This window comes from Streptomyces sp. NPDC127119, from assembly GCF_042677425.1.
Taxonomy (GTDB): Bacteria; Actinomycetota; Actinomycetes; order Streptomycetales; family Streptomycetaceae; genus Streptomyces.
Genome location: NZ_JBHXTO010000002.1, coordinates 69,675 through 96,383, shown reverse-complemented (window position 1 = coordinate 96,383; position 26,709 = coordinate 69,675). Strand labels below are relative to the sequence as shown.

Sequence of the window (26,709 nt, the reverse complement as noted above, 5' to 3'; positions counted from 1 at the left end):
AGCGGGGAGGCATCTCACCGGGCGGCCCTGGCGCACGACGTCAGACGCAGCCCGCGGGAATCGCCCGGGACACGTCGTCGATCAGGGCCTCATGCGCGGCCTTCACCCGCTGCACATCGGGCTTGACGACCGCACGGTCGTACGTGATCAGCCCGTTCAGCTCGCCCTCGACGTCCGCGATCTGGGTGTACACCGCGCCGTTGCCGCCCTTGCAGGCCAGGGCGTGCACCTCGGCGAGCTTGGTGAGGTAGTCGTCGGTGTACGTGGCCGGGTCGACGTCGACGTAGGACTGCTGCACCGACCAGGCGTGTCCGGGCACGGCGAGTCCGAGGCCGCCGTACTCACCCATGACCTGGGCCCGTCTGCCGTCCGGATGCGGTGGCAGGGCGGGGCTCGGATAGCCGTGCTCGTCCATGATGTCGCCCGTACCGCCGTCGGCGCCGAGGTTGAGGCCCGACTGGTTGTTGACCATGCGCGTCGGGTCCCAGGCCTTGGCCTGTGCGGCGATGCGGCCCACGTCGTACTGGCCCCACCCTTCGTTGAAGGTGACCCACATGACGATCGACGGGCTGCTGATGTGCTCGTCGATCATCTGCTTCATCTCGCGCTCGTAGGTGGCGCGCGCGGTGGCCGACGGGTTCACGCCCGCCGTCATGGCCGGCATGTCCTGCCACACCATCAGACCCAGTCTGTCGGCCCAGTAGAACCACCGGTCGGGTTCGACCTTGATGTGCTTGCGGACCGAGTTGAAGCCCATGGCCTTGTGCATCTTCAGGTCGTAGGCGAGGGCTTTGTCGCTCGGGGCGGTGTGCAGTCCGTCCGGCCAGAAACCCTGGTCGAGAGTGGCCATCATGAAGACCGGCTTGCCGTTGAGGACGGTACGAGGGGTCCCCTCGACGTTCTCCACGGCGATGGACCGCATACCGAAGTAGCTGCCGACACGGTCGGAGCCGACGCCGACCTTCAGGTCGTACAGGAACGGGTCGTCCGGCGACCACAGCCGCGCGTCGCGGATCTTCAGGGTGAGCGGGCTGCCCGTGCGTCCGGAGACGGTGGCCACCTTGCGCTTGCCCTCGTACGCCGTCGCGGTGACCGGAACCCCGTCGCGTACCCCCTTCGGCGTGACCGTCAGCGTGCCGGCGGTGACGTCCGGGGTGAGGGCGAGCGAGTCGGCGTGGTCGGCGGCGACGGGCTCCATCCACACGGTCTGCCAGATACCGGAGGACGGGGTGTACCAGATACCGCTCGGGTCGAGGCGCTGTTTGCCGATCGGCGGGTTCTCGCCGTTCGCGGCGTCCGTCGGGTCGTAGACGCCGACGATCAGCTCCTGGGCGCGGCCCGGCTTGAGGGCGTCGGTGACGTCGGCGCTGAACTTGTCGTACCCGCCCTGGTGGTCGGCGACCTTCGTGCCGTTGACGTAGACCTCGGAACGCCAGTCGACCGCGCCGAAGTTGAGTCGCAGCCGCTGCTTCGAGCCGATCTTCCAGTCCTTCGGGACGGTGAAGGTGCGGCGGTACCACATGCGGTCCTCGTGCCGTTCGATGCCCGACAGCTGGGACTCGACGGGGTACGGGACGAGGATCTTCTCGGCGAGCTTCTTCCCCACCGGGGGCTGCTCCCCCGCCTCGGCGGCGGCGAACTGCCAGCTGCCGTTGAGGTTCTGCCAGTTGTCTCGGGTGAGCTGCGGCCTCGGGTACTCGCGGTGGGCGTTGGCCGGGGTGACGTCCTTGCCCCACTTGGTGCTCAGCTGGTGGGTCGAGCGGTTGGTGCCGCTGCTCCAGAAGGACTTGACAACGTTGCCGTCCTTGGCGGAGAGGCCCCCTGCCCCGTCGTAGCGCACATCGGCGCTGCCGCGCGCGGTGCCCGTCTTGTTGCCGACCACGGGCTCCTTGAGCGCGATCAGCAGGGACCTGGAGTCCGCGGGGTCGAGCCTGATGCGGCCGAGCGGCCAGGTGGCCCCGCCGATGACCGCGTCCAGGTGGTCGATCAGACCGGCCTCGGGCGCCTTGAGTTCCTGGGCGAAGTCGAGCCGCAGCGTGCGGCCGTCCTTGAGGACGGTGGTGGCGATGGCCCCGTCGTAGTCGTAGCCCGCGGGCAGCAGGAACGCCGACTGCGGGATCGCGGTCTTGGTGCCGCCGGGCGGGGTCCAGCGCAGATGGAGGTTGGAGCCTCCGTAGTGCTCGAAGTACTCGACCTTGATGTCATAGGCCGTGCCGGCGGTCAGCTGCACCGGTTCCGCACTCTGTTCGCGGTCCCAGTCGTCGACCCAGTGGTCGATGGTGAGTTTCCCGTCGACCCAGAGACGGAAGCCGTTGTCCCCGATGATCGAGAAGGTGGTGGGGCCGGTCTCCTCGGGCACGATCCGGCCGGTCCAGCGCACGCTGACGTCGTCCGACTTCCCGGTCGCGGCCCGCAGCCGGGACTCCAGGTTGTCGAAGTCGAGCTGCGCGTCCATCCCGGTGGCCTTGAGCTCGTGGAAATCGAAGGCGCCGGGGGCGGACTGGGTGTAGTACTCCCCCTTGAGGCCGTGGACCTCGACAGGGTCCTCCACGGCTGTCGCGACCGGTGCGGCGGCCAGTCCCGCGGCCCCGAGTAACACCGCGAGGAACAGGGCGAGTCGTTGTCTGAGCTGTATGCGTGATCTGAGCGATCCGAGTGACTTGAGTGAGGTGATGCGCACGAATCCTCCTAGGGAGCTTCTGACGAATCTCCGCGGCGCCGGGACACCCGGTCGTGGCGGTGTCGCGACACCCGGCACGCGCCCCCTGCCCGGGGACCGGCTTCACCCGGCCCGGTCGGGGGTCCCACGCCCTTCAGGCAGTGCGGAAGCACCGAACGCCACTCCCCCGCGGAGGCCCACCGGAAGCCTCCCGGGTCTGTGTCCGCAGAGTTCCGCCTGCCCCGCGGTCCGGGCGGACGACGGGGCTCTGCGGACACGTCCTAGGGTGAGGAAGGGTGGCGGCTCGGAGCTTCAGTCTGTACAACGTTGGAAGCAGAGGCAGTTGGCATGAGAGCACGGGCTCCCACCCGCTGTCCAGGTTCATGACACAGCTCCGGTCGCGGAGTTCCCGTCGATGCCGAGGAGATCCCTTGCGGGTCAGCCTGAAGGACGTGGCCGAACGGGCCGGCGTCTCGATCAAGACCGTTTCCAACGTCGTGAACAACTATCCGCACATCACCCCAGCGATGCGCGCCAAGGTCCAGGAGGCGATCGACGAGCTCGGCTACCGGCCGAACCTCACCGCACGGCATTTGCGCAAAGGCCGTACGGGCATCATCGCGCTGGCCGTCCCCGAGCTGGGCAACCCCTATTTCGCCGAGCTGGCGGGCGCGGTGATCGACGCCGCCGCCGAGCACGAGTTCACGGTCCTGCTCGACCACACACGGGGTGAGCGCCAGCAGGAACTGCTGGTCAGCCAGGGTTTCCGGGCCCGGGTGATCGACGGGCTGATCCTCAGTCCGCTGGAGCTGGAGGCCGAGGACCTGCAGGGCCGGGCCGACGACGTGCCCCTGGTCCTGCTCGGCGAGCGCGAGTACGGTCTGCCCTTCGACCACATCGCGATCGACAACGTCGCCGCCGCACGGGCGGCGGTGCGTCATCTGCTCGACCGCGGCCGGACCCGGATCGCCTACCTCGGGGTCCGCACGGACTCCGCGAACCGGCCCGCCCATCTGCGGCTCGACGGCTGGCGTGCGGAGCTGGCGGCGGCGGGCCTCACCCCCGACGAGGACCTGATCGTGCCCGTCGGCGGCTGGGACCGGGACGACGGCGCCCGGGCCATGGCCGAACTGCTGGACGCGGGCCATCGGCCCGACGCGGTCTTCGCCTTCAACGACCTCATCGCGATCGGCGCCATGCGGGTGCTGCACGAGCGCGGGCTCAGGGTGCCGTGGGACATCGCCGTGGTCGGCTTCGACGACATCGCCGAGAGCCGGTTCGGAGCCGTTTCGCTGACCACCATCGCGCCGGACAAGCAGGCGATCGCCCGCCTCGCCGTGGCCTCCCTGCTGCGCAGTCTTTCCGGCCGCCAGGACCCCGGCGGACGCGAACTCACGGCGGAGTTCCGGCTGGTGGAGCGGGAGAGCACCCTCGGGCGGCGCTGACGGCGGGTCGAACGAATCGGTCGAGATTTCGGACGGAGGGGTTTACACGACCTCTCCAACGATGTAAAAACCTCCCCTGAACGCCGTGCACGCCGTATCGACCGTCAAGTGCCGAACTACCCGGGAGCGCTCTCAGCTCCAGGGCCGCGCCGTTTGGGGATCTCCATGAAGTCGACCGCATCGTCTCGTCGCACCACCGCTCGCGCTCTCCTCGCCACCGGCATCCTCACGAGCCTGGCACTCACCGGATGCACCAAGTCCGAGGACTCCTCCGACGACAAGGCCACCGAGCAGCAGGCCGACGCAGGTCAGGAGGTCGCCTCGCCGAGTGCCGGCTCCGGGCCCTCCTGCACCATCGACACGTTCGGGGGCGAGAAGCTCGACCTCAAGAACGCCACGGTCGGTTTCTCGCAGTCCGAGAAGGAGGCCAACCCCTTCCGGATCGCCGAGACCGCCTCGATCAAGGCCGAGGCGAAGAAGCGCGGCGTCAAGCTCCTCACCGCCAACGCCCAGTCGCAGTTCTCCAAGCAGATCAGCGACGTGCAGGACCTCATCGCCAAGGGCGCCGACGTGCTGGTCGTCGCCCCGCTCAACTCCGACGGCTGGGAGCCGGTGCTCAAGACGGCGGCGGCCAAGCACATCCCGATCGTCACGGTCGACCGCAAGATCAACGCCGAGGCCTGCAAGGACTACGTGAGCTTCATCGGCTCCGACTTCGTGGAGCAGGGCAAGCGCGCCGCCGACCAGATGATCGAGGCGACCGGCGGCAAGGGCGAGATCGCCATCCTGCTCGGCGCGGCGGGCAACAACGTCACCACGGAACGCACCAAGGGCTTCGTGGACCAGATCAAGGCGGAGGCCCCCGGCCTCAAGGTGGTGTTCCAGCAGACCGGTGAGTTCGCCCGCGAGAAGGGCCAGTCGGTCACCGAGAACCTCATCCAGTCCAAGCCCGGGATCAAGGGCATCTACGCCGAGAACGACGAGATGGGCCTCGGCGCCGTCAACGCCCTCAAGGGCGCGGGCAAGAAGGCCGGCGACGTGAAGATCGTGACCATCGACGGCACGCGCAACGCCGTCCAGGGCATCGTGGACGGCTGGATCAGCGGTGTCGTCGAGTCCAACCCGCGCTTCGGCCCGCTCGCCTTCCAGACCCTCGACAGCTTCACCAAGGGCGACGAGGTCGCGCAGGACATCGTCATCAAGGACACCGAGTACACCGAGGCCAACGCCGAGTCGGACATCGCCAAGGCCTACTGAGATGCTCTCCGTCACTGGCGTGTCCAAGCTCTTCCCCGGCGTGAAGGCGTTGTCCGACGTGGACTTCACCGCTCGCGCCGGGGAGGTGCACGCCCTCGTCGGCGAGAACGGCGCGGGCAAGTCGACCCTGATCAAAGTGCTCACCGGCGTCTACCAGCCGGACGCCGGTGAGGTCGTCCACAACGGCTCACCGGTCCGCTTCACGACCCCCCTGCAGGCCCAGCAGGCCGGCATCTCCACCATCTACCAGGAGGTCAACCTCGTCCCGCTGATGAGCGTGGCGCGCAACCTCCTGCTCGGCCGTGAACCGCGCGGCCGGCTCGGCCTCATCGACTTCCGCCGTATGCACCGGGAGGCCGACGAGGCACTGCGGGGTCTCGGCATCCGGGTCGACGTGAGCCGGCCTCTGCGTGAACTGGGCGTGGGCGCCCAGCAGATGGTGGCCCTCGCACGGGCCGTCGCCATCGACGCACGAGTCGTGATCATGGACGAGCCCACCTCCTCGCTCGAACCGCGCGAGGTGCGCACCCTGTTCGACGTGATCGGCATGCTCCGCGAGCGCGGCATCGCGGTGGTCTACGTGAGCCACCGCATGGACGAGTTGTACGAGATCTGCGACGCCGTCACCGTGCTGCGCGACGGCCGGGTGGTGCACACCGGGCGGCTCGCCGACCTCGACCGGCTGCGGCTGGTCTCGCTGATGCTGGGCCGGGAGATCGGCGAGGTCCGCAGCGAGGGCCTCACCAAGTTCACCGGCTCGCACCAGGCAGCCACCGAACCGGTGCTGCGCGCAGAAGGGCTGACGATCCGTCATCAGCTGAAGGACGTGTCGCTCGCCATCCGTCCGGGCGAGGTGGTGGGCCTGGGCGGACTCCTCGGCTCCGGCCGCAGCGAGACCGCGCGGGCGATCGCGGGGGCGCTGCCGACCGACTCCGGCCGGGTGTCGGTCGGCGGCACGCCCGTGCGGACCGGCTCCACACCGGCCGCGATCCGCGCCGGTATCAGCCTGCTGCCGGAGGACCGCAAGGCCGAGGGCATCTCGCCCGGCCTGTCGGTACGGGAGAACATCGCGCTGGCCGCCCTTCCCGGGCTCTCACGGTTCGGTCTGGTGGACAACGCGCGCGTCGACAAGGTCGTCGACATGTTCGTCGAACGGCTGCGCATCAAGTCCGCGGGGCCTCACCAGAAGGTCGGTGAACTCTCCGGCGGCAACCAGCAGAAGGTGCTGCTGGCCCGCTGGCTCGCCATGCACCCGAAGGTGCTGCTCCTCGACGAGCCCACCCGGGGCATCGACGTGGGCGCCAAGGCGGAGGTCCAGTCCCTCATCGACGAACTCGCCGAGGAGGGGCTCGCCGTGCTGCTGATCTCCTCCGACACCGAGGAACTGATCGAGGGCAGCGACCGGATCATCGTCCTCAAGGACGGCGTGGTGGTCGACGAACTGACCGGCGACGCCGTCACCGAGGACGCGCTGATGCGCGCCATCGCCGCCGAGCCCCCGGCCCCCTCCGAAGCGGCGGACCTCCCGGCATCTGCAGATCCCCCGACATCGCCCGACTTCTCGAAGAACGCGGAATCCGCTGGGAGCGCCCATGACTGACCTGACGCTCATCCGCGGTCAGGTGGACCGCGAGCGGCTGCTGCGCCTGCTCCAGGAGTACGGCGTCTACGCGGGCGTCGTGGCTCTGCTCGTCTTCAACTTCGTCTTCACCTCGAACTTCGTCTCGGCGGAGAACTTCCGCACCCAGGCCGTCCAGGTCGCGCCGGTCCTCATCGTCGCGCTCGGCATGGCACTGGCGATCGGCACCGAGGGCGTCGACCTGTCGGTGGGCTCGGTGATGGCCCTGTCCACCTCGCTGCTGTCCCTGTATCTCGGCTACGGCCCCTGGCTCGCCGTCCTCATGGCGGTGGCGGGCGGCATCGTGATCGGCCTGGCGAACGGTTCGCTGATCGCCTTCCTGGGCGTCCAGCCGATCGTCGCCACCCTGGCCCTCATGGTCGCCAGCCGCGGCATCGCCCTGGTGCTGCTCCCGCAGCTGGAGGACGTACGCGATCCGGGCATGGCGTCGCTCGGCTCCGGTGACGTGCTGGGCGTGCCGTACCTCGTCCTCATCGCGGCGGGGCTGGCACTGCTGGTGGCCTTCGTGGTGCGCCGCACCACCTTCGGGCGGCAGTTGCTCGCCGTCGGCGACAGCAGGCCCGCGGCACGCCTCGCGGGGCTGCCGGTGCGCCGGGTCCTCATCGTGGTGTACGCGTGCTCCGGCGCGCTGGCCGCGGTGGCGGGCGTCCTGGCCACCGCCCGGCTGACGGCCAGCGATCCGACCTCGCTGGGCAACCTCATGGAACTGTCGGCGATCACGGCGGTGGTCGTCGGCGGCACTCCCCTGTCCGGGGGACGCGTACGCATCGGCGGCACGGTCGCCGGGGCCGTACTGATCCAGCTGCTGACCACCACGCTCATCAAGCACGACCTGCAACCGTCGTGGACGCAGATGGCCCAGGCCGTGGTGATCATCGCCGCCGTCTACGCGGCCCGTGAACGGGGGAAGCGATGACCATCGGGACCACAGAGGCCGAGAGGCGGCCGGCCCCAGTCCACCAGGAGCCAGAGAAGGTCGACGCCCCCACCCGTGCCGAGCGCTTCAGCGCCCTCGCGCAGCAGCACGGCGCCCTGGTCACCCTGCTGGTGGCCATGGTCGCGGCGTCACTGAGCTTCGACACCTTCCTGACCGGTGACAACCTGGAGAACATGGCGCTGTCCTCGGCCTTCCTCGCCGTGGTCGCGCTGGGCATGACGTTCGTCATCGTCACCGGCGGGATCGACCTGTCGGTCGGCTCGCTCTTCGCCCTCGGCGGGGTCCTGGCGGCCTGGGGTTCGCAGTACGGCACGGTGGTGGCCCTGCTGCTCCCGCTCGCCGTGTGCGGACTGATCGGGGTCGTCAACGGTCTGCTCATCGCCCGGTCGGGCCTCGCCCCCTTCATCGTCACCCTGGCCGCCATGCTCGGGGCGCGCGGCATCCTGCTGGCGATCACCGACGAGGGCTCGAAGACCTACCTCGTCGACAAGGACTCGTTCTTCGCGACCCTCGGACAGGGCTCGCTGTTCGGCATCGGCGTACCGATCTGGATCACGGTCGCGCTGTTCGTCCTGGGCGCCGTCGTCCTGCGCCTCACCCGATTCGGTCAGTACGTGTACGCGGTCGGCGGCAACGAGGACGCGGCGGCCCTGATGGGTGCCCCCGTGGCCCGTACGAAGATCACCGTGTACGCCGTGTCGGGACTGTGCGCCGGTCTCGCGGGCGCGCTCAACGCGGCCTGGCTGGTGTCGGGCGTGACGATCCTCGGGTCGGGCATGGAACTGGAGGCCATCTCGGCGGTCGTCATCGGCGGCACCCTGCTCTCCGGCGGCTTCGGTTTCGTCAGCGGTTCCCTGGTCGGTGTGCTCCTGCTGAAGGTGATCCAGAACGTGATCAACCAGATCGGCTCGCTGGACTCCGCGTACCAGCAGGTGGTCAGCGGTGCCTTCCTCGCCGTGGTCGTGGTGGCCCAGACCTGGCTGGGACGCAGGCGCCGGGTGCTGTGAACCGGTCCCGTCCGGGCGGCGTCGCCGCCCGGACGGGACCGAGCCATGTCAGGTGCGTCGAGCATCCTCGTCGTCCTTTTCCACGCCCCGCGCGCAGAGCCGCCGCGGGGCGTCCGTGCAAGCCCTCTCGGCTGCCGGGTGTCCACCCGCTGTTCCAGGGCAGTCGGAACCGCGGGAGGAGGTGGCGGCCTCCGCCTTCCCGGAATTCTGCGTCGTCGCCCCCGACGACCCTTATGAGAGGCTTTGTCACGTGCGTACCGTGGGAGTGGAAGAAGAACTTCTCCTGGTCGACCCCGAGACCGGCGAACCACAGGCGCTGTCCGCGGCGGTACTCGCTCGCGCCGCCAGGGACGATCCGTCGGAGGAGACGTTCGAGAAGGAACTGCACACCCAGCAGCTCGAATTCGCGACTCAGCCACACGCGGACATGGCCGAACTCGGCGCGGACATCGTCCGGTGCCGCAAGGAGGCGGCGCGCGTCGCGGGGGACGTCGGAGCCACGGTCGTCGCGCTCGCCACGTCCCCCCTGCCGGTCAGTCCGTCGGTCAGTACGAACGCCCGGTACCAGTGGATGGTCGAGGAGTTCGGCCTGCCGGCCCAGGAACAGCTCGTCTGCGGCTGCCACATCCATGTGTCGGTGGAATCAGACGACGAGGGCGCCGCGGTGCTCGACCGCATCCGCCCCTGGCTGTCCGTGCTGACGGCGCTCAGCACGAACTCCCCTTTCTGGCAGGGAAAGGACAGCCTCTACAGCAGCTACCGGAGCCGGGTGTGGATGCGCTGGCCGATGGCCGGCCCCACGGAACTCTTCGGTACGGCCGACACCTACCACCGTCGGATCGACGACATGGTGGCCACGGGGGTGCTGAAGGACAGGGGCATGGTCTATTACGACGCGCGGATCGCCGAGCGGTACCCCACCGTCGAGATCCGTGTGTCGGACGTCTGCCTGGAGGCGAGCACCGCGACCCTGCTGGCCACGCTCACCCGTGGACTCGTCGAGACGGCGGCCCGCGAGTGGCGTGCGGGCACCGCCCCGGCGGCACAGCCCGTGGAACTGCTGCGCCTGGCAGCCTGGCGGGCCGCACGGTCGGGACTTGAGGAGGAACTGCTGCACCCCTCGACCATGCGGCCGGCACCGGCCGGGGACGTGGTGCGCGCACTGCTGGAACATGTCGGCCCCGCCCTGGACGACAGTGGTGACACCGACCGGGTGCACCAGGCCGCCTCGCACCTGCTGCGCGACGGGAACGGCGCCCGGGTGCAGCGGGAGACCCTGGAGCGGACCGGAAGCCTGGGTGACGTGGTCAAGGAGTGCGTGCGGCGCACACAGACCTGAGCGCACCGCACCGCACGGTCAGTGCACGGGCTCCGGGGTGGGCCCGTCGTCGAGGAAGCCGCCCGACTGGTGCTGCCAGAGCTTGGCGTAGGCGCCGGCCGAGGCGAGCAGCTCCCGGTGGGTGCCCTGTTCCACGATGCGTCCGCGGTCGAGGACGACGAGCTGGTCCATGGTGGCGACCGTGCTCAGCCGGTGCGCCACCACGAGCGCCGTCCGCCCCTCCATGAGCCGCCACAGCGCCTCCTGGACCAGGACCTCGCTCTCGGAGTCCAGGGCACTGGTGGCCTCGTCGAGCAACAGGATCGGCGCGTCACGGAGGATCGCCCTGGCGAGCGCGACCCGCTGGCGCTGTCCGCCCGACAGTTTGACCCCGCGCTCGCCCACCATGGTGTCGAAGCCGTCCGGCAGGGCGTCGGCGAACTCCGTGACGTGTGCGATCTCGGCTGCGCGCCGGATCTCCCGGTCCGTGGCGTCCGGGCGGGCGAACGCGATGTTGTCCCGCAGCGAGCGGTGGAACATCGCCGGATCCTGCGGCACATAGGCGATGAGGCTGCGCAGCTCGGCCTGGCGCAGCCTGCTGATGTCCTGTCCGCCGATCAGGATCCGGCCGGCGTCGAGGTCCGTCATCCTCAGCAGCAGCCTGCTGAGGGTGGTCTTGCCACCGCCGGACCGGCCGACCAGACCGATCTTCGTCCCGCTGGGCACCGCCAGTTCGAGCCCCTGGAAGAGAGGCCCCGCCCCCGCGTGGGCGAAGGTCACCTCCTCGAAGCGGACGTCGGCGGCCTGGGACAGCAACGGCTCCGGCGGCACCGCGTCCAGCACGGTCGGCGGCAACAGGAGCAGCTCGGTGAACTGCCCCGCCTCCGTCATCGAGCTCTCCAGGCGGCGGTAGATCTGGTTGAACTCGAACATGATCCGCGTCGCGTTCGAGTAGTACGTGAAAGCCACCACGACCGCCTCCACCCCGTGCCCGCTGCCGGCGAGGGCGACCGCGAGCAACAGGCCCAGCGCGTTGGTGAGTACGGACATGGGTGCGACCAGTGTGTCGATGCGCAGGTTGCCGTAGTCCCACGCCCGCAGGGTGAGCCGCCGTGACTCGGCGACCCGGGACCGGTGTTCGGCGGCTTCGCGTTCCTCGGCCGCGAACGCGCGGACCGTGTCCATGTTCATCAGGCTGTCGGCGACATGGCCCGACACCCGGGCGATGGCCTCCTCGCGCCGGTCGACCAGCGCCTGACGGCGGCGGATGAGAGGCACCACGCACAGCGCGGTCAGCACGAGCATCGTCAACAGACCGACGACGAGCAGTGGTTCGTACCGCCAGAGGATCACCGATCCGAACACCAGGGGCACCACACGGCCCACGACCTGGAACGTCAGTGTGTCGACGAACTCCTCGAACCGGGAGGCGAAGCTCAGCACCCGCTTGGTCAGCGACCCGGCGAAGTTGTCGTGGAAGAAGGCCGCGTCCTTGGCGAACAGTTCGTCCATGCCGATCACGTACAGGTTCTCGATACCGCGCGCGGCGAGCCGGTTCAGACAGTGCAGGCCCAGGCGCCACAGCGCCTCCCCGAGCAACAGGACGCCGGCGAAGCCGAGGACGTAGGGGAGTGCCTCGGTGACGGTGATGCCGCCTTCGGTGGCGATCCTGGCGACGAGTTTGGCGACGATGAGCGGCGCGATGTAGTTGATGCCGATGTTGCCCATCGCGGGCAGCAGCATGGCCGGTACGGAGAACAGCCGTAACCGGGCCAGCTCCCGGCCGTAGTGACGAAGTGCCAGCAGCACCGCGCCCCTGCGCGGTTGGACCGTACGTGTCTCAGGCGATCCCATCCCACCCCCGAGTGGTCGTCAGGCGGCCCGTCGCCCGTTCCTCCGGTTGATCGCCGTTGCCGCACGCCGACAACAGGTGCGAGTACGGGTGGGCCGGAACTGGAATTGTCCCGCGTCGACACCCGCCGAGTCCAAGTGTTTTGCGGCCCGTACACCCATACGCATGTGCGAAGTCGGTGGCCGGGTTCCCCTTCCGTCAACGTCGTGCCACAGCCCTCACACCTAGCGGGAGGCACACAGGGAAGTGCGGGCATACAGTGCGACGGAGGGTCCGTACAGGCACGAGTGGGGGATACGACATGGTGCACACACTTGTCATCGGTGGTGGGATCGCCGGCACGGCTGCCGCGCTGGCGCTGCACAAGGCCGGCAGGGACGTCACCGTGTACGAGGCCCATCCCGACTCGGCCGAGGACATCGGGGCGTTCCTCACCCTGGCGAGCAACGGCATGCGCGCCCTCGCCCAGATCGACGCCTCCGCCGCGGTCACCGCGGTCGGCTTCCCGCTGCGTTCGATGCGTGTCCTCGACGACACGGGCGCCACGGTGGCCCACGTACCGCTCGGCGAGGCCGGTGACCCGCTCCTGCGGTACCGGTGCCTGCACCGCGGTGAACTCGCCGCCGCGCTGCAGGCGGAGGCCGCTCGCCGGGGCATCGGCATCCGGCACGGAGCCCGTCTCGCGTCCGTCGAGGACACCCGGGACGCGGTCACCGCGCACTTCACCGACGGCAGCACCGCGACCGGCGACCTGCTCGTCGGGGCGGACGGACTGAACTCCGTCGTACGGCAGGGGTTCGCCCCCGAGGTGCGGCCCCGTCACGCGGGACAGCGTGTCTTCTACGGCTACACCGACGACGCGCTCCTGGCCGAGGAGAACGCCGGGGAGAGCGAGCGCATCACCATGGTGCGGGGCAGCGGGACCGCCTTCGGCCACGCGGTGTCGCCGGCCGGGGAGACGTACTGGTTCGCGCGCGTGGCCGGTGAACCCCTGGCCGCCGAGGAGATCGCCCACGGCACACCCGCCCACTGGCGCGAGCTGCTTCTGCCGCTGCTGCGCAAGGACACCACCCCTGCCGCGGGTGTCGTCGCGGCCACCACCGACCGCCTCATGGTCACCAACGCCACGGAGATCCCCACCGGTGCACCCTGGCGCTCCGGCCGCGTCCTCACCATCGGTGACGCGGCCCACGCGGCCTCCCCCGCGACGGGACAGGGTGCCTCGATGGCCCTGGAGGACGCGGTCGTTCTCGCGAAGTCCCTGCGCGACGCCCCCGGCACCGAAGCCGCGCTCTGCCTGTACGAGTCACTGCGTCGTCCGCGCGTCGAGGACAACGTCACCGTCAGCGGAAACATCTCCCGGGGCACTCCCCAGGCACCGCGTCCCGGCCGGGGTGCCCCCGCGTCACGGCCGGGCGACGACGACCTCGTCCGGCACCTGGACTGGCACACCAACCTCTGGACCGAGTACGGGGACGGCGCACCTGGATCGCTGCCTCACTAGTGGACGTCCCAAGGCATGCACCAGGAACAGTCAGTTCCACACATGCGTACTATCTCTACACTGGCGCAAAGCGCGCAGTTGAGTCCTTCGGACGGACCAGCCCTGACAGACACCATCCCGCTCTCCACCCGCACACGGACGTGCAGCCCCACTTCGCACATGTGTCGGCGGACCGAGAAAGGCTCCACTCATGTCTGAGAACCAGATCTCCACCACGGAACTCACCTCGCAGTACATCGCACAGGTGACCAGCGACCTGGAGCGCAACGGCAAGGAGCAGGAGCGCATCGCGACGGACATCGCCGCCCTGCAGGAGCAGTTGCTGGCTCTGCAGCACGACCACTCGGTACTGGTGAACATGCACCAGGCACTCGGCGGTACGAGCCCCGTCGCCGCAACCACCCCAGCAGCGGCCTCCGTGCCGAGTCAGTCCTCCGGCCGGACCAAGCAGACCAAGGCCGCCAAGGAGGTCAAGGCCGCGAAGCCGAAGAAGGCGGCTGCCACGGGCGTGAAGAAGGCCGAGGCCAGGAAGCCCGAGACCGGCAAGACCGCGGCCAAGGCAACGACCGCTCAGCCGAGCCTCGTCGACCTGATCCGCGGTCACCTCGAAGCGCAGAACGAACCGCGCTCCGCCGCCGAGATCACCACCGCGCTCACCGCGGCCCACCCCGAGCGCACCATCAAGACCACCGTCGTGCGCACCACCCTCGAGAACCTGGTCGCCAGGAGCAGCGCCCACCGCAACAAGCAGGGCTCCTCGGTCTTCTACACCGCCGCCACCGAGGCCGCCGCAAAGGCCGAGCCCGCCGCGGCCGCCGGCTGACCTTCCTCGTCGGCGCCCCGCCCCGAGGCCGCCGGCACGCTCACTGGCGCTCGTTCGCGTACGCCATTGCGTGCCGGGGCCGCCGACGGTCCGAGGTGTCCGCGGCCCGTCACATCACCGTCGGACCGGCCGGGTGCAGGTCGGCGAACTCGTCGGCGAGTATGCCCAACATGACCACGTCGTGATGCCGGCCCGCGAAGAACACCTGATCGCGCAGACGCCCCTCCTCGACGAGACCGAGTCTGCGTTGCAGTGCCAGCGACGCCTCGTTGTGTGCGAAGACCCGCGCCTGGCACTTGTGGAAACGCCGCTCGGCGAACATGTAACGCAGCAGCAGTGTCACGGCCTCCGTCGCATGTCCCTTGCGCCGGTGCTCCGCGCCCAGGGAGACGCCGTACTCGAACCAGCCCGCGCGCGCGTCGGCATGCTGGGAGCCGACCACACCGACCGGCTGTCCCGTGTCGACGGCTTCGACCACCAGGACGAAGCGGTCCCCGTCGGGTCCTGCGAGCGCCAGTTCCTTCGCCCGGACACGATGGCCCTCGGCGGAGCGGGGCGCCCGCACCAGGTCGCCCAGCCCCTCCTCGTCCACCTCGAAGCCCATGAGCGCCGTCCAGTCGTCGGGCTCGACACCACGCAGCCGTACTCGTTCACCGGTCCAAAACGATGCCATCCCCCATTGGAGCACGCCGTGTCCGGAGCCCGGGCCGGAGCCGTTTGTCAGTGGTGGCAGGCAGGATGACCCCCATGACCTCACCAGTTGCAGTGATCGTGGATGCCGTCGCCTACGCACAGGCCGTCGAGGACGCCGTGAAGGCGTCGGCCGCCTACTACACGGGCGGCACCTCGCCGATGGACGACGACACCTACGACCGGCTCGTGCGCGCCATCACCGACTGGGAGTCGGAACATCCCGACGAGGTGCTGCCCGGCTCACCCAGCGGGAAGGTCGCCGGTGGCGCGGTGGACGGCGACGTGCCGCACACGGTGGCGATGCTCAGTCTGGACAACGTGTTCTCGGCCGACGAGTTCACCGCCTGGACGGCGTCGCTGGCCCGGCGCGTGGGCCATGACGTGGAGCGGTTCAGCGTCGAACCGAAGCTCGACGGCCTGGCGATCGCCGCCCGTTACACCGCGGGCCGCCTGGAGCGGCTGATCACCCGCGGGGACGGGACGGCAGGGGAGGACGTCTCGCACGCGATCGGCACCGTCGAGGGCCTGCCCGAGGTCCTGGCCGAGCCCGTGACGGTGGAGGTGCGCGGTGAAGTCCTGATGACCACCGCGCAGTTCGAGCACGCCAACGAGGTGCGCACCGCGCACGGCGGACAGCCCTTCGCGAATCCCCGCGGCGCCTCGGCGGGCACCCTGAGAGCCAAGGAGCGCGCCTACACCGTGCCGATGACGTTCTTCGGTTACGGGCTGCTGCCCCTGCCGGACACGGACGCCGAGGCGGCCGGGCGGCTGCACGAGCTGTCCCACAGCGAACTGATGGACCGCGCCGCGGAGCTCGGGGTGAACACCACCGCGGGCACCGCCGTGCCCGGCACCACCGCCGGGACGGCCGAGCAGGTCCTGGCCCGGGTGCAGGAGATCGCCGCGCTGCGCGCCGCGCTGCCGTTCGGTATCGACGGGATCGTCATCAAGGCCGACCTGGCCGCCGACCAGCAGGCCGCCGGATCCGGTTCGCGCGCCCCGCGCTGGGCCATCGCCTACAAGCTGCCCGCGGTGGAGAAGATCACCCGGCTCCTTGAGGTCGAGTGGAACGTGGGCCGTACCGGCATCATCGCCCCGCGAGCCGTCCTCGAACCGGTCGTCATCGACGGCGCCACCATCACCTACGCCACCCTCCACAACCCGGCCGACATCACGCGCCGCGACCTGCGCCTGGGCGACCATGTCATGGTCCACCGCGCCGGTGACGTCATCCCCCGTATCGAAGCCCCCGTCGCCCATCTGCGCACCGGTGACGAACAGCCCATCGTCTTCCCCGAGGTGTGCCCGCGGTGCGGGAGCGGCATCGACACCGGCGAGCAGCGCTGGCGCTGCGAGAACGGCCGCAACTGCCACCTGGTCGCCTCCCTCTCGTACGCGGCCGGCCGCGATCAGCTCGACATCGAGGGTCTCGGCCACACTCGCGTGGTCCAGCTCGTCGAAGCGAAGCTGGTGGCCGATCTCGCGGATCTGTTCACCCTCACCCGCGACCAGCTCCTGGGTCTGGAGCGGATGGGTGAGACGAGCACCGACAACCTCCTCGCGGCGCTCACCACGGCCAAGGGGCGCCCGCTGTCACGGGTGTTGTGCGCGCTCGGCGTACGGGGCACGGGGCGGTCGATGTCCCGGCGCATCGCCCGGCACTTCGCGACGATGGACCACGTCCGCGCGGCCGACGCCGCGTCGATGCAGCAGGTCGAGGGCATCGGGACGGAGAAGGCCCCGTCCATCGTCTCCGAACTCGCCGAACTGGCCCCGCTCATCGACAAGCTCGTCGCCGCCGGGGTGAACATGACCGAGCCCGGCGCCACTCCCCCGAGCCCGCCGACGGCCGAGGACGCCTCGGGCAGCTCCCAAGGGTCCGAGGGCTCGGCCGGTTCGGGAGATCCGGAGAGCTCGGAGGGTACGGAGGGTTCGGCGCCGGCCGGCGGGCCGCTGACCGGAATGACGGTGGTCGTGACCGGCGCGATGACCGGCGTACTGGAGAAGCTCAGCCGCAACCAGATGAACGAACTCATCGAACGGGCGGGAGGCCGCTCCTCCTCCAGCGTCTCCAAGAAGACCACCCTGGTGGTGGCGGGAGAGGGCGCCGGATCCAAGCGCGCCAAGGCCGAGACCCTCGGCATCCGCCTGGCCACCCCCGACGAGTTCGCCGAGCTCGTCACCGACCACCTCGAACAGCCCGCCCAGTAGTCCGCCCCCGGCCGACCGTGCTCCGCATGCTCCCGGCCGGGGCCGCTGGCGCAGGACCGGGCCGTCGTGACAGGCTCTGCGTCGCTCGTGAACAGGCTGTTGGTGAGGGGATTTCCGTGGACACCCAGACGTGGGACGCACTGGTCGCATCGATGAAGAACGCGTACACCGCGGATCTGGCCCAAGGGAGGGCGCCCCGTCCGGTCATCATGCCGCTCGTCCGCGGCGAACTGGTCGGGCTCGTCTGGCTCCGTCCGGCCGAGACCGGCGAGGACGCCATGACCGCGATCGTCGAGCTCTCGAACGTCGCCGCGGCGGCGGGCGCGGACGAGGTGGTGCTCGCCTGGGACACCGAGAACGTCGCGACCGAGTGCGGGCTTCCGGTCGTCGGCCCGGCACCCTGTCTGAACCTGGTGCACGCCACCAAGGACGGTCACGTACTGCATCAACTCCCCTGCACGCACCAGCCCTTGGCGTCCACGCCCAAGGGGTCGACGCCCGAGGGGTCGACGCCCGAGGTTCCGGACGCGGTCGAGCCCCGGTGGCTCCCCGCCCCGCCCCCGCAGCCCGGTGGCGAGCTGGCCCCGCCGATCCAGGCCGCCCTCACGTACTCCTTCACTCCCCTCGACCTCGACCACCCCTCCCCTTTCGGGGTCACCGTTCTCCTCATGGAGGACGACGGCTACGCCGTGCACCTCACCGACTCCTTCGCCCTGTGACCCAGGTGTCCCACGCCGGCGCCTCCACCAGGTTCTGAGCAGGAGCCGGGGGCGCGTTGCCGTTGTGGTCTCCCCGTGACGGGGTATACGGAGCTGTGCACGGACCGCACCACCGCCCCCGGCCCAGGAGTACAGCCATGGCAGGCATCATGAACAAGATCAAGCAGTTCGCCCGGAGCCCGCAGGGACGCACCATCGAGCAGGCACGCCGCGCCTCCGCCGATCCGCGACGCCGTGCCCAGGCGCAGCGGCTGCTGGGCAAACTGCGCGGGCGACGCTGACCCCGATCGAGCGGCCCGCCCCCGGTCAACGAAAAGACCCCACCCGATGCACTTCGGGTGGGGTCTTGTTGAGCGCCGGGCAGGCCTTGCACCTGCATTTCCCCGCAGGAAGCGGGGCGTCTTTCCTTGGACCACCGACGCGAGACGGGCCCGCACTCGGCGGCTCGCTCAAGATCGAGTCTAGCAGCTTTCTCGGACCGCTCTGCACACGCGTGCGACGGGGCAGGCTGAAGGCCGTGAAGGCGTAGAACACAATTCCCGTTTGCCGAACGCAGAGCCGGATACCCGGTGTTCATGGCTGGAGCGAACAACAAAACCACGAACGGACAGTCGCCCACCGCGCATGCGCGAGCGGCGAAGACCACCGTGACCGAAGGTGCCATGGCGCCCGCGAAGGAGTCGCAGAAGGCCGCCACCGAGGCGGTGAAGAACGCCGGGGACGCTGCCGGGGCCGTCGGCCGTGGCAGCAGGGAAGCCCTGGTGAACCTCGGCGGAGTCGCGTCGCAGAGGGCCAAGGAAACGGCCAGGACGGTGCAGGGCGGTGTTTCCACGGCCGCTCAGCAGACGGTCGGGAAGGCCGGTCTCGTCTGGACCCTCCTGAAGGCCAGGAAGGTCGTGGCCGCCGGCGTCGGCGCGGGGACCGCGGCCGTGGTCCTCTCCTCCTACGCCGTCGGCCGGCGTGCCGGTCTGCGGCAGCGAGGCCCGCTCTCCCGTCTCAGCGGCGGTCGTCTCTGAGCGGCAGGACGCCGCCGAGGCATCTGCTCACAGGCCCGTAGGAGCTTCTGCTCCTACGGGCCTGTCGGCGTGCGACAGTCCCGTCCTCCCCCGGTGCACCCGCCCGCCCCCGGGGCGAAGGGCTCGCTGCCGGAACCTGATCACCGCGCTGAGCGTCGTGACAGGTACATCGCGCGCATGACGCGGGTTCATGACACGGAGTTCATGACGTGAGGTTCATGACGCGAGGCGAAGAGCGGTTCCGGAGCGGATGCGGGATCCCGGGACGGATGCGGGTGGGGTTTGGTGGAGCGCACGGCGGACGGCAGCGCGGCTACGGGGACGAAGGCCGCGGCGCCCGGCCTATGGCATCGCAAGCTCTCCTGGCGACACCTCTCCCGGCGGCCCTGGGGCCCGGACGCGGACGGCCGGTCGCCCTGGGCGCGTGGACGTGTGCCGGCGGCACTCGCCGTACTGACCGCCGCTCTGCTGGCCTTCCACTCTCTGGTGCCCAACACGGTGGGCCGCTTCGGCAGCCTGCTGGAGACGTTTCTGCCCTGGCTCGGCCTGGCCGTCCCGCTGTTGCTGGTTCTCGCGCTGCTGCGCCGCTCGGCGACCGCGCTGGTGGCCCTGCTGCTGCCCGTGGCCGTGTGGGGGCAGTCGTTCGGCGGGCGGCTCCTGCCGGAGGACCGCGGCGCACACGACCTCACGGCGGTCCAGCACAACGTCAGTGACGTGAACACCGATCCCGCGGGCACCGCCGCCGCGCTGATCGAGGCCGCACCGGATCTCGTCGCCCTGGAGGAGCTGACCCCCGCCGCACTGCCGGCCTACGAGAAGGCCCTGGCACGGGACTACCCGCATCACGCGGTCGAGGGAACGGTCGGGCTGTGGTCGAGGCATCCCCTGTCGGACGTGCGCCGGGTGGACATCAGACCGGCGGCGATCGAGGAGGGCTGGAGCCGCGGAATGCGGTCCACGGCTCGCACTCCGTGGGGCGACATCGCGGTGTACGTCGCCCACCTGCCCTCGGTCCGCCTCGGCTGGCGCGGTCTCGGTTCCGGTCCGCGGGACGAGAGCGCCGGACTGCTGGGATCGGCGCTCGCCGCCGAGAAGCTGGACAGGGTGATCCTGCTCGGTGACCTCAACAGCACCCTGGACGACCGGGGTCTGGATCCGGTGACCTCGCGGATGGACCGTACGGACCCGGCGGGGCAGGCCTTCGCCTTCAGCTGGCCCGCCTCCTTGCCCGTGTCCCGGATCGACCAGGTCCTGGCCCGCTCGGCCACCGTGTCGAACGTGCGGACCCTGCCCGCCACCGGCAGCGACCACCTCCCCGTCGCCGTCGACATCAGGCTCGATCGCGGCTCCGGCGACCCGTCGCCGACTCCCTGACGCTCTTTTTCCCCCCCGCGCGACACTCCGCCCCCGCCCGCCTTCCTACGTCTGCTGCAACGGCTCGTACGCCTCCTCGCCGACGCCGAACGTCCATGCCACGCCCTCGCGGGCCGTGCGCGTCGTCGGCGGGACCCTCAGCCAGTAGGTGCGGCTCGTACCGTCCGGTTCCGGGGTGGAGTTGACGACCTCGACCATCACCACGTCCTCGTCACCGACGAGTTGGACCCGCCACAGCACGCCGGTCTCGTCGCGGTGGACGGGGACCGCGCCGGACTCGTCCAGATAGCGGTCGTAGCCGTAGTACTCCAGCATGACGCGGCGCAGTTCGGCGTTCTCCTCGCCGCGGATCCGCTCGGGAGTCAGTCTGGTCAGCTCGTCGAGGAAGTCTCCCGGGACGGGCATTCCGCGCCACGCGTACAGCTCGAACCCGTCCCCGTAGCCCAGTGCCGGGCCGTCGCCGCGGTCCAGGCGTCCGGCCTCGTCGCGGTGCAGGGTCAGGGGGCGTTCGCTGATGACCGCCGCCTTCTCGTAGGGCCACCACCAGCCCGCGTGGCGCGCCACAGCGGCCAGGCCGTCCAGGGGGCTCTCGTCCCCGGAGTCGAAGGCGCACAGCCAGGCCGCGTCGTGCTGCCCCAGGGCCGCGTCCAGCAGAAGGAGGCGGACCTGTGTCTCCTGTGCCCGGTCGTCGGCGAATTCTTCGACGATGCCCGCCCGCACCCGGTCGACCAGGGTGCGGGTCGACTCCCACAGGCCCGCTCCCGTGGCACGCCAGTGGCCGCTCCATCCCGTCGGCCCCAGCTCCGCGTGCAGCCGTGCCCGCTCGGCGGCCCAGGGGGCGCCCAACACGGCGTCCCGGACACTCGCCCCGAAGGTGTCCGGCTCCGCGGCGTCCGGATGTGCCGCCGCCATGAGTGTCCGTACCGCCTCGCGAGGTGAGCGCGTCCATACGATCCGCTCCGGTTCGGCCAGACCTGCCCGCCGGTAGGCGAGTCGTACGCCCTCCTCGGCCGCCGCCCGGTCCCCCGGCCCCGTGGCCGCCGCCGTCGTCCGCCAACTGCCCTGCTCCATCAACGCCGTTCCTCTCCCCAAAAACCGTTCCGGACCGCACCCCCGTGCCGCCCGGCCCTGCGTCGCGCTGTCCCGCGTCGCGCTGTCCCGCGTCGCGCTGTCCCGCGTCGCCATGTCCCGCGTCGCGCTGTCCTGCCTCGTGCTGTCCGCGTGTGCGATGTGTGTCTGTCGTCAGTCGGCGACTATGCGCACCGAGCCCGGCACGTACTCCCGTTGCCGGATCACCCGGTACCAGCCCTTCGGGAGGGAGATCGCCGCGTGTTCCTCGTGGACGACGCGGGCGCCGTCGGGCACGTGCAGCAGCATCGGCCCGAACAGGCCGGCCTCGCGGACGAGCCGTCCGGGTCCGACCACCGCATGGGCGTGGCCGGTGACTTCGCCCAGTGCCAGGACGAGCCTGCCGCGGCCGTCACGTGGTTCGGACGCCGCGTCGGCCGCGTGCTCCGGCACCGCGCTCTCGGCCAGCGCCACGATCAGGACGTCTCCTTGCCGGTACATGGGTCTCCTCCCGCTGCGGCACACCGTGTGCCATGGGAAGGACCGTAGAGGTGACCACTGACAATCGCCCCCGACCGCAGGTCACACGGTCTGTGCGGGACGGGGGGCGCCGCAGGAGGACCCCTGATCCACGCGATGTCAGTGGGACTTGGTAGAACTCCGGTACCTGGATGCGGTCGGCGCGCGCCGGGATCAGGACCCACGACTGCCGATCCACCGACCTCAGCACGAAGGAGCAGGCGCGCATGACCATCGGTGACCACTTCAAGGAGTTCCACGGGCTGCCGGCCTTCAACTTCCCGGGCGTCGACGACCCGAAGCCGGAACCGTCCTCGCTTCCGTCGCCCGAGTCCGTGGCCTGGCACATCGCGGTGAACTCCTACGACTCCGACGAGCAGTGGGAGGAGGCCTTCGGCCGCTTCCTGGCGGCCGTCGACACCGAGCGGGTGCGGGCGATCGTCGTGGGCGCGTGGAGCGACGTGTACGACTCCGCCCCCGACGAGGTGGTCAAGGCGCTGGTGGCGGCGCGCGACCGGCTGCCCGCCCTGCGCGCGCTGTTCGTCGGCGACATCGTGATGGAGGAGGCCGAGATCTCCTGGATCACCCAGGGCGACATGGGTCCGCTCCTCGAAGCCTTTCCCGGTCTGGAGGAGTTCGGGGTCCGCGGCGGCAACGGACTGGTCTTTCCCGCCGCCCGTCATGAGCGGCTGCGGAAGCTGACCGTCGAGAGCGGCGGGCTGCCCGTCGAGGTGGTGCGGGCCATCGCCGCCAGCGACCTGCCCTCCCTCGTCGAACTCGACCTGTGGCTCGGCACCTCCGAGTACGGCGGGGACTGCGACGTCGCCGACCTCGAACCCTTCTTCGCGGGCACCAGGCTGCCCGCCCTCACCCGGCTCGCCCTGCACAACAGCGAGATCCAGGACGCCATCTGCTCCGCCCTCGCGTCCGCTCCCGTGGTGGCGAGTCTGGAGGAGCTCGACGTCTCCATGGGTGTGCTCACCGACGACGGCGCGACGGCGCTGCTGACCGGCCAGCCGTTGACGCACCTCAAGGTGCTCGACCTCCACCACAACTACCTCAGCCCCGCCCTGCGCACCCGGCTGCTGGAGACCCTCGAACCCGCGGGTGTGGAGGTCGACGTCGACGAGGACGACGCCGAGTCCGACGAGGACGACGACGGCGAGGTCTGGCGTTTCGTCGCGGTGGGCGAGTAGCGCGCCGCGAAGTCAGGACCAGGGAGGGGGAACGGCATGGGCCGTACGGGATCGGCGGACGCACCGCCGAAGTGGGTGGTCGTCGCCAACGGGGACAACCGCAGGGTGGGGCTGTTCACCGCGGCCGCCGAGGCCGCGGGCCATGGCACACCCCGGGTGGTCGAGTGGCTCGACGTCCTGCGCGACGGCGGGCACGCCTTCGCCGACGACGAGATCGTCCGCCTCGACTCCCCCGGGGAGAACGCCGACGTGGACGCCTTGCTGCGGGGCGTGGACGAGCCGACGCGGGTGGAGGGTTCCGCGCGGTGGTACGGGCGGTTCCTGGACTGCGTGGCCTCGCTGCGCGGCGGGGTACGGCTCGACGACCCGGCGGAGCTGGCCGTGATGTTCGACAAACGGCTGTGTCACGACCGGCTCGCGCGCGCCGACGTGCCGGTGCCGCCGTCCCCCACGTCCGGTTCCGTCGGTCTCCCGCCGGTCCGGGGGTGGTCGGACGTACGGGACATGATGGCGGCGGCGGGCATGCGGCGTGCCTTCGTCAAACTCGCCCACGGCTCGTCCGCCTCCGGTGTCCTGGCCGTCGAGACGGCCGCCGCGGGCCGGATCCGTGCGACGACCTCGGTGGAGCGCGCCGAGGACGGCCGGCTGTACAACTCACTGCGGGTGCGCCGCTACACGTCGGAGTCGGAGGTCGCCGCGATCGTCGACACCCTGGCCCCCGACGGGCTGCATGTCGAACGCTGGCTGCCGAAGGCCTCCCTCGGCGGCCGGTCGGCCGATCTGCGCATCGTGGTCGTGGCCGGCCGGGCCACCCACGCCGTGGTCCGCACCAGCCGTTCGCCGCTGACCAATCTCCATCTCGGCGGGACGCGTGGCGATCTGGCGGCCGTACGCGCGCTGGCGGGTGACCGGTGGACCACGGCCGTCGAGGTGAGCGAGCGGGCCGCCGCCTGTTTCCCCGGCTCGCTGTGCGTCGGCGTCGACCTGCTGCCCGCCATCGGCTGGCGCCGCTTCGCCGTCGGCGAGGTCAACGCGTTCGGCGACCTGCTCCCCCGCCTCACCGGACTGCCGGGCAGCGGGGCGGAGGGCCAGGACACGTACGCGGCGCAGATCGCCGCGGCCGGCTCCTTCCGCCGCGGCCCGCGCCCCGCTCCCGCCACACCGGCCGGGGAGCCCGGACCACCCGCTTCACCGCACGACCTGCCGAGGACAGCCCATGCCACAGCCTGACCCCGTACCGCCCTCGGGCGACCGCACCGACGCCCCGCCCGGGACGTCCACCACCCCTCCGAACATGAACGAGGTCGTGGGCCGGGACGACCTGCTCCTCCTCACCCTCGACACCCTCCGCCACGACGTGGCGGTCGAGCTCGCGGCAGCCGGCCGGCTGCCCCACCTCACCGCCCATCTCCCGGACGGCGTCTGGGAGAAGCGGCACGCGCCGGGGAACTTCACCTACGCCTCCCACCAGGCGATGTTCGCCGGTTTCCTCCCCACGCCCGCCGGACCCGGGCCGCATCCGCGCCTCTTCGCGGCCCGGTTCGCGGGCAGCGAGACGACAGCGGACGGCACGTTCGTCTTCGAGACCCCGGACATCGTGTCCGCCCTGGCCGCGCGCGGCTACCGCACGGTGTGCATCGGCGGCGTCGGCTTCTTCAACAAACAGGGCGCCCTCGGCGACGTACTGCCCGGCTACTTCCAGGAGAGCCACTGGGAGCCCGAGTTCTCCGTGGCTTCGCCGACCTCCTTCGAGGCGCAGGTGGCACAGGCCGAGAAGACGGTCGCCGAACTGCCTCCGGAACAGCGGCTGTTCCTCTTCCTGAACGCCTCCGCGCTGCACCAGCCGAACTGGTTCCACCTCCCCGGCGCGACCCGGGAGGCGGGCGACAGCCGCCTCACGCACGCCGCGGCGCTGGAGTACATCGACCGCCATGTGGGACGGCTGTTCAGCGCGATGAGCTCGCGCCGCCGCTGCTTCGCGATCGTCTGCTCCGACCACGGCACCGCCTACGGGGACGACGGCTACACCGGCCACCGCCTCGGCCACGAATCCGTGTGGACCGTGCCCTACGGCCACTTCTTCCTGGAGCCGCCCACATGACCGTCGCCACTTCCGCGGGCAGCGCTGCGGGTACCTCCGTCGCCGTGCCGCGCCCCTACCAGAGTTATACGTACGCGTATCCGCACAAGACCGCCTACCGGCCGCTCGTCCCGCGGCCCCGGCTCGCGGACCTGTGGGCCGGGGAGTCCCGGCAGGCGCTCTCGCTGTACCTGCACATCCCGTTCTGCGAGATCCGCTGCGGCTTCTGCAACCTCTTCACCCGCATCGGCGCGCCGGACGGGCTGACGGGCCGCTATCTGGACGCCGTGCGGCGCCAGGCCGCCGCCGTTCGCGAGGCCCTGGGTGACGAGGAGCCGCCGCGGTTCGCCAACGCGGCGTTCGGCGGCGGGACTCCGACCTATCTGGAGGCCGCCGAGCTGGAGCGGCTGTGCGACATCGCCGAGCGGGAGATGGGCGTGGACCTGCGGGCCGTCCCCCTGTCCGTGGAGGCCTCCCCGTCCACCGCCACCGCCGACCGGCTGGCCGTCCTGGCGGAACGGGGCACCACGCGCCTGAGCCTGGGTGTGCAGAGCTTCGTCGAGGAGGAGTCCCGCGCCGCCGTACGCCCGCAGCGCAGGAGCGACGTCGAGGCGGCGCTGACCCGCATCCGCGAGGCCGCGATCCCGGTCCTGAACATCGACCTGATCTACGGCATCGACGGCCAGACGGCGGCCAGTTGGCGGTACTCCCTCGACGCGGCCCTGTCCTGGCGCCCCGAGGAGATCTACCTCTACCCGCTCTACATACGTCCGCTCACCGGTCTCGGCCGCCACACCGACCTGCGCACGGCCGACCTGCGGTGGGACGAGGAACGGCTGCGCCGCTACCGGGAGGGCCGCGACCATCTTCTCGCGCACGGGTACGAGCAGGTGTCGATGCGGATGTTCCGGCGGGCCGACGCGCCGCCGCAGGGGCCGGACGACTACGCGTGCCAGACCGACGGCATGATCGGCCTGGGCTGCGGCGCGCGCTCGTACACCTCACGGCTGCACTACTCCTTCGACTACGCGGTGTCGATGCGGGAGATCCGCGGCATCATCGACGACTACACCGCCACCGAGGACTTCTCCCGCGCCCTGCACGGCAGGTGGGTCGACGAGGACGAGGCAAGGCGGCGGCATCTGCTGCAGTCGCTGCTCCAGGCGGAGGGCCTGCCGGTCGAGGACTACCGTCTGCGGTTCGGTACGGACCCGTACGACGACTTCCCGGCGGAGCTGGACACCCTCGTCGACCGAGGCTGGCTCGACGACGCCCGGCCGCGGCTGCTCCGGCTCTCCCCCGAAGGGCTCGCGCACTCGGACGCCATCGGCCCCGAGCTGTTCTCACCGGCCGTGCGCGAGGCCATGGCCGCCTACGAGACGAAGTGAGCGC

Annotated in this window: 22 protein-coding genes; 17 read left to right on the top strand and 5 right to left on the bottom strand. The window is 70.6% G+C overall.

The genetic code is table 11. The features are described 5' to 3' along the window. Nucleotides 1-40: 40 nt before the first annotated feature. Nucleotides 41-2,680 (bottom strand): PA14 domain-containing protein, encoded by a 2,640-nt coding sequence (locus ACFVH5_RS01410; protein ID WP_385831119.1) that lies wholly within the window; start codon nt 2,678-2,680, stop codon nt 41-43. A gap of 410 nt (nt 2,681-3,090) precedes the next feature. Here ACFVH5_RS01410 and ACFVH5_RS01405 point away from each other — a divergent pair, with 410 nt between their 5' ends. The 6 genes from ACFVH5_RS01405 (at nt 3,091) to ACFVH5_RS01380 (ending at nt 10,283) form a co-directional block, all read left to right on the top strand. Then, nucleotides 3,091-4,104, top strand: a complete 1,014-nt coding sequence (locus ACFVH5_RS01405; protein WP_107017287.1) for a LacI family DNA-binding transcriptional regulator — start codon at nt 3,091-3,093, stop codon at nt 4,102-4,104. A gap of 165 nt (nt 4,105-4,269) precedes the next feature. Then, nucleotides 4,270-5,361, top strand: coding sequence for an ABC transporter substrate-binding protein (locus tag ACFVH5_RS01400; protein ID WP_384802312.1), 1,092 nt, complete (start codon nt 4,270-4,272; stop codon nt 5,359-5,361). Between the two features lies 1 nt (nt 5,362). Further along, nucleotides 5,363-6,961: a sugar ABC transporter ATP-binding protein gene (locus tag ACFVH5_RS01395; protein WP_385831117.1), complete on the top strand. Its 1,599-nt coding sequence runs from the start codon at nt 5,363-5,365 to the stop codon at nt 6,959-6,961. Next, the gene (locus tag ACFVH5_RS01390) at nt 6,954-7,916 is read left to right on the top strand and encodes an ABC transporter permease (RefSeq protein ID WP_385831115.1); all 963 of its coding nucleotides are present in this window, start codon (nt 6,954-6,956) and stop codon (nt 7,914-7,916) included. The genes ACFVH5_RS01395 and ACFVH5_RS01390 overlap by 8 nt, the downstream gene beginning before the upstream one ends. Then, entirely contained in the window at nt 7,913-8,944 is a 1,032-nt protein-coding gene (locus ACFVH5_RS01385; protein WP_385831113.1) for an ABC transporter permease, read from the top strand. The genes ACFVH5_RS01390 and ACFVH5_RS01385 overlap by 4 nt, the downstream gene beginning before the upstream one ends. Before the next feature lie 250 nt (nt 8,945-9,194). Then, nucleotides 9,195-10,283 (top strand): glutamate--cysteine ligase, encoded by a 1,089-nt coding sequence (locus tag ACFVH5_RS01380; RefSeq protein ID WP_385831112.1) that lies wholly within the window; start codon nt 9,195-9,197, stop codon nt 10,281-10,283. An 18-nt stretch (nt 10,284-10,301) separates the two neighbouring features. On the opposite strand, the gene ACFVH5_RS01375 is transcribed toward ACFVH5_RS01380, so the two are convergent. Continuing rightward, nucleotides 10,302-12,116: an ABC transporter ATP-binding protein gene (locus ACFVH5_RS01375; protein WP_385831110.1), complete on the bottom strand. Its 1,815-nt coding sequence runs from the start codon at nt 12,114-12,116 to the stop codon at nt 10,302-10,304. Nucleotides 12,117-12,415: 299 nt separating this feature from the next. Here ACFVH5_RS01375 and ACFVH5_RS01370 point away from each other — a divergent pair, with 299 nt between their 5' ends. Continuing rightward, nucleotides 12,416-13,618 carry an FAD-dependent oxidoreductase gene (locus ACFVH5_RS01370; protein ID WP_385831109.1) on the top strand — a complete coding sequence of 401 codons (1,203 nt, stop codon included), beginning with the start codon at nt 12,416-12,418 and terminating at the stop codon, nt 13,616-13,618. Nucleotides 13,619-13,808: 190 nt separating this feature from the next. Further along, the gene (locus ACFVH5_RS01365) at nt 13,809-14,441 is read left to right on the top strand and encodes a hypothetical protein (RefSeq protein WP_385831108.1); all 633 of its coding nucleotides are present in this window, start codon (nt 13,809-13,811) and stop codon (nt 14,439-14,441) included. A gap of 109 nt (nt 14,442-14,550) precedes the next feature. Here ACFVH5_RS01365 and ACFVH5_RS01360 read toward each other — a convergent pair whose 3' ends face one another. Beyond that, nucleotides 14,551-15,114 (bottom strand): GNAT family N-acetyltransferase, encoded by a 564-nt coding sequence (locus tag ACFVH5_RS01360; RefSeq protein WP_385831106.1) that lies wholly within the window; start codon nt 15,112-15,114, stop codon nt 14,551-14,553. A 74-nt stretch (nt 15,115-15,188) separates the two neighbouring features. Here ACFVH5_RS01360 and ligA point away from each other — a divergent pair, with 74 nt between their 5' ends. From ligA to ACFVH5_RS01335, 5 genes are all read left to right on the top strand, one after another. Beyond that, on the top strand, nt 15,189-17,345 hold the full coding sequence (gene ligA, locus ACFVH5_RS01355) for an NAD-dependent DNA ligase LigA (RefSeq protein WP_385831104.1): 2,157 nt from the start codon (nt 15,189-15,191) through the stop codon (nt 17,343-17,345). 116 nt (nt 17,346-17,461) lie between these two features. Further along, on the top strand, nt 17,462-18,064 hold the full coding sequence (locus ACFVH5_RS01350) for a hypothetical protein (protein ID WP_385831102.1): 603 nt from the start codon (nt 17,462-17,464) through the stop codon (nt 18,062-18,064). 137 nt (nt 18,065-18,201) lie between these two features. Continuing rightward, on the top strand, nt 18,202-18,345 hold the full coding sequence (locus ACFVH5_RS01345; RefSeq protein ID WP_385831100.1) for a hypothetical protein: 144 nt from the start codon (nt 18,202-18,204) through the stop codon (nt 18,343-18,345). Nucleotides 18,346-18,639: 294 nt separating this feature from the next. After that, the gene (locus ACFVH5_RS01340; protein ID WP_385831099.1) at nt 18,640-19,080 is read left to right on the top strand and encodes a hypothetical protein; all 441 of its coding nucleotides are present in this window, start codon (nt 18,640-18,642) and stop codon (nt 19,078-19,080) included. A 432-nt stretch (nt 19,081-19,512) separates the two neighbouring features. Further along, nucleotides 19,513-20,454 (top strand): endonuclease/exonuclease/phosphatase family protein, encoded by a 942-nt coding sequence (locus ACFVH5_RS01335; protein WP_385831295.1) that lies wholly within the window; start codon nt 19,513-19,515, stop codon nt 20,452-20,454. A 45-nt stretch (nt 20,455-20,499) separates the two neighbouring features. On the opposite strand, the gene ACFVH5_RS01330 is transcribed toward ACFVH5_RS01335, so the two are convergent. Both ACFVH5_RS01330 and ACFVH5_RS01325 read right to left on the bottom strand, forming a co-directional pair. Continuing rightward, entirely contained in the window at nt 20,500-21,528 is a 1,029-nt protein-coding gene (locus ACFVH5_RS01330; protein ID WP_385831097.1) for a DUF6745 domain-containing protein, read from the bottom strand. Nucleotides 21,529-21,696: 168 nt separating this feature from the next. Beyond that, nucleotides 21,697-22,023 (bottom strand): hypothetical protein, encoded by a 327-nt coding sequence (locus ACFVH5_RS01325; protein WP_190854525.1) that lies wholly within the window; start codon nt 22,021-22,023, stop codon nt 21,697-21,699. A gap of 245 nt (nt 22,024-22,268) precedes the next feature. On the opposite strand from ACFVH5_RS01325, the gene ACFVH5_RS01320 reads away from it, so the two are divergent. The 4 genes from ACFVH5_RS01320 to ACFVH5_RS01305 all read left to right on the top strand — a co-directional run bounded on the left by ACFVH5_RS01320 (nt 22,269) and on the right by ACFVH5_RS01305 (nt 26,705). Further along, the gene (locus ACFVH5_RS01320) at nt 22,269-23,237 is read left to right on the top strand and encodes an STM4015 family protein (RefSeq protein WP_385831095.1); all 969 of its coding nucleotides are present in this window, start codon (nt 22,269-22,271) and stop codon (nt 23,235-23,237) included. A gap of 36 nt (nt 23,238-23,273) precedes the next feature. Beyond that, on the top strand, nt 23,274-24,467 hold the full coding sequence (locus ACFVH5_RS01315; protein ID WP_385831092.1) for an STM4014 family protein: 1,194 nt from the start codon (nt 23,274-23,276) through the stop codon (nt 24,465-24,467). Between the two features lie 64 nt (nt 24,468-24,531). Continuing rightward, nucleotides 24,532-25,338, top strand: coding sequence for an STM4013/SEN3800 family hydrolase (locus ACFVH5_RS01310; protein ID WP_385831294.1), 807 nt, complete (start codon nt 24,532-24,534; stop codon nt 25,336-25,338). Then, a complete protein-coding gene (locus ACFVH5_RS01305) occupies nt 25,335-26,705 on the top strand; it encodes an STM4012 family radical SAM protein (protein WP_385831090.1) in 1,371 nt (456 codons plus the stop codon). The genes ACFVH5_RS01310 and ACFVH5_RS01305 overlap by 4 nt, the downstream gene beginning before the upstream one ends. Nucleotides 26,706-26,709 lie beyond the last annotated feature (4 nt).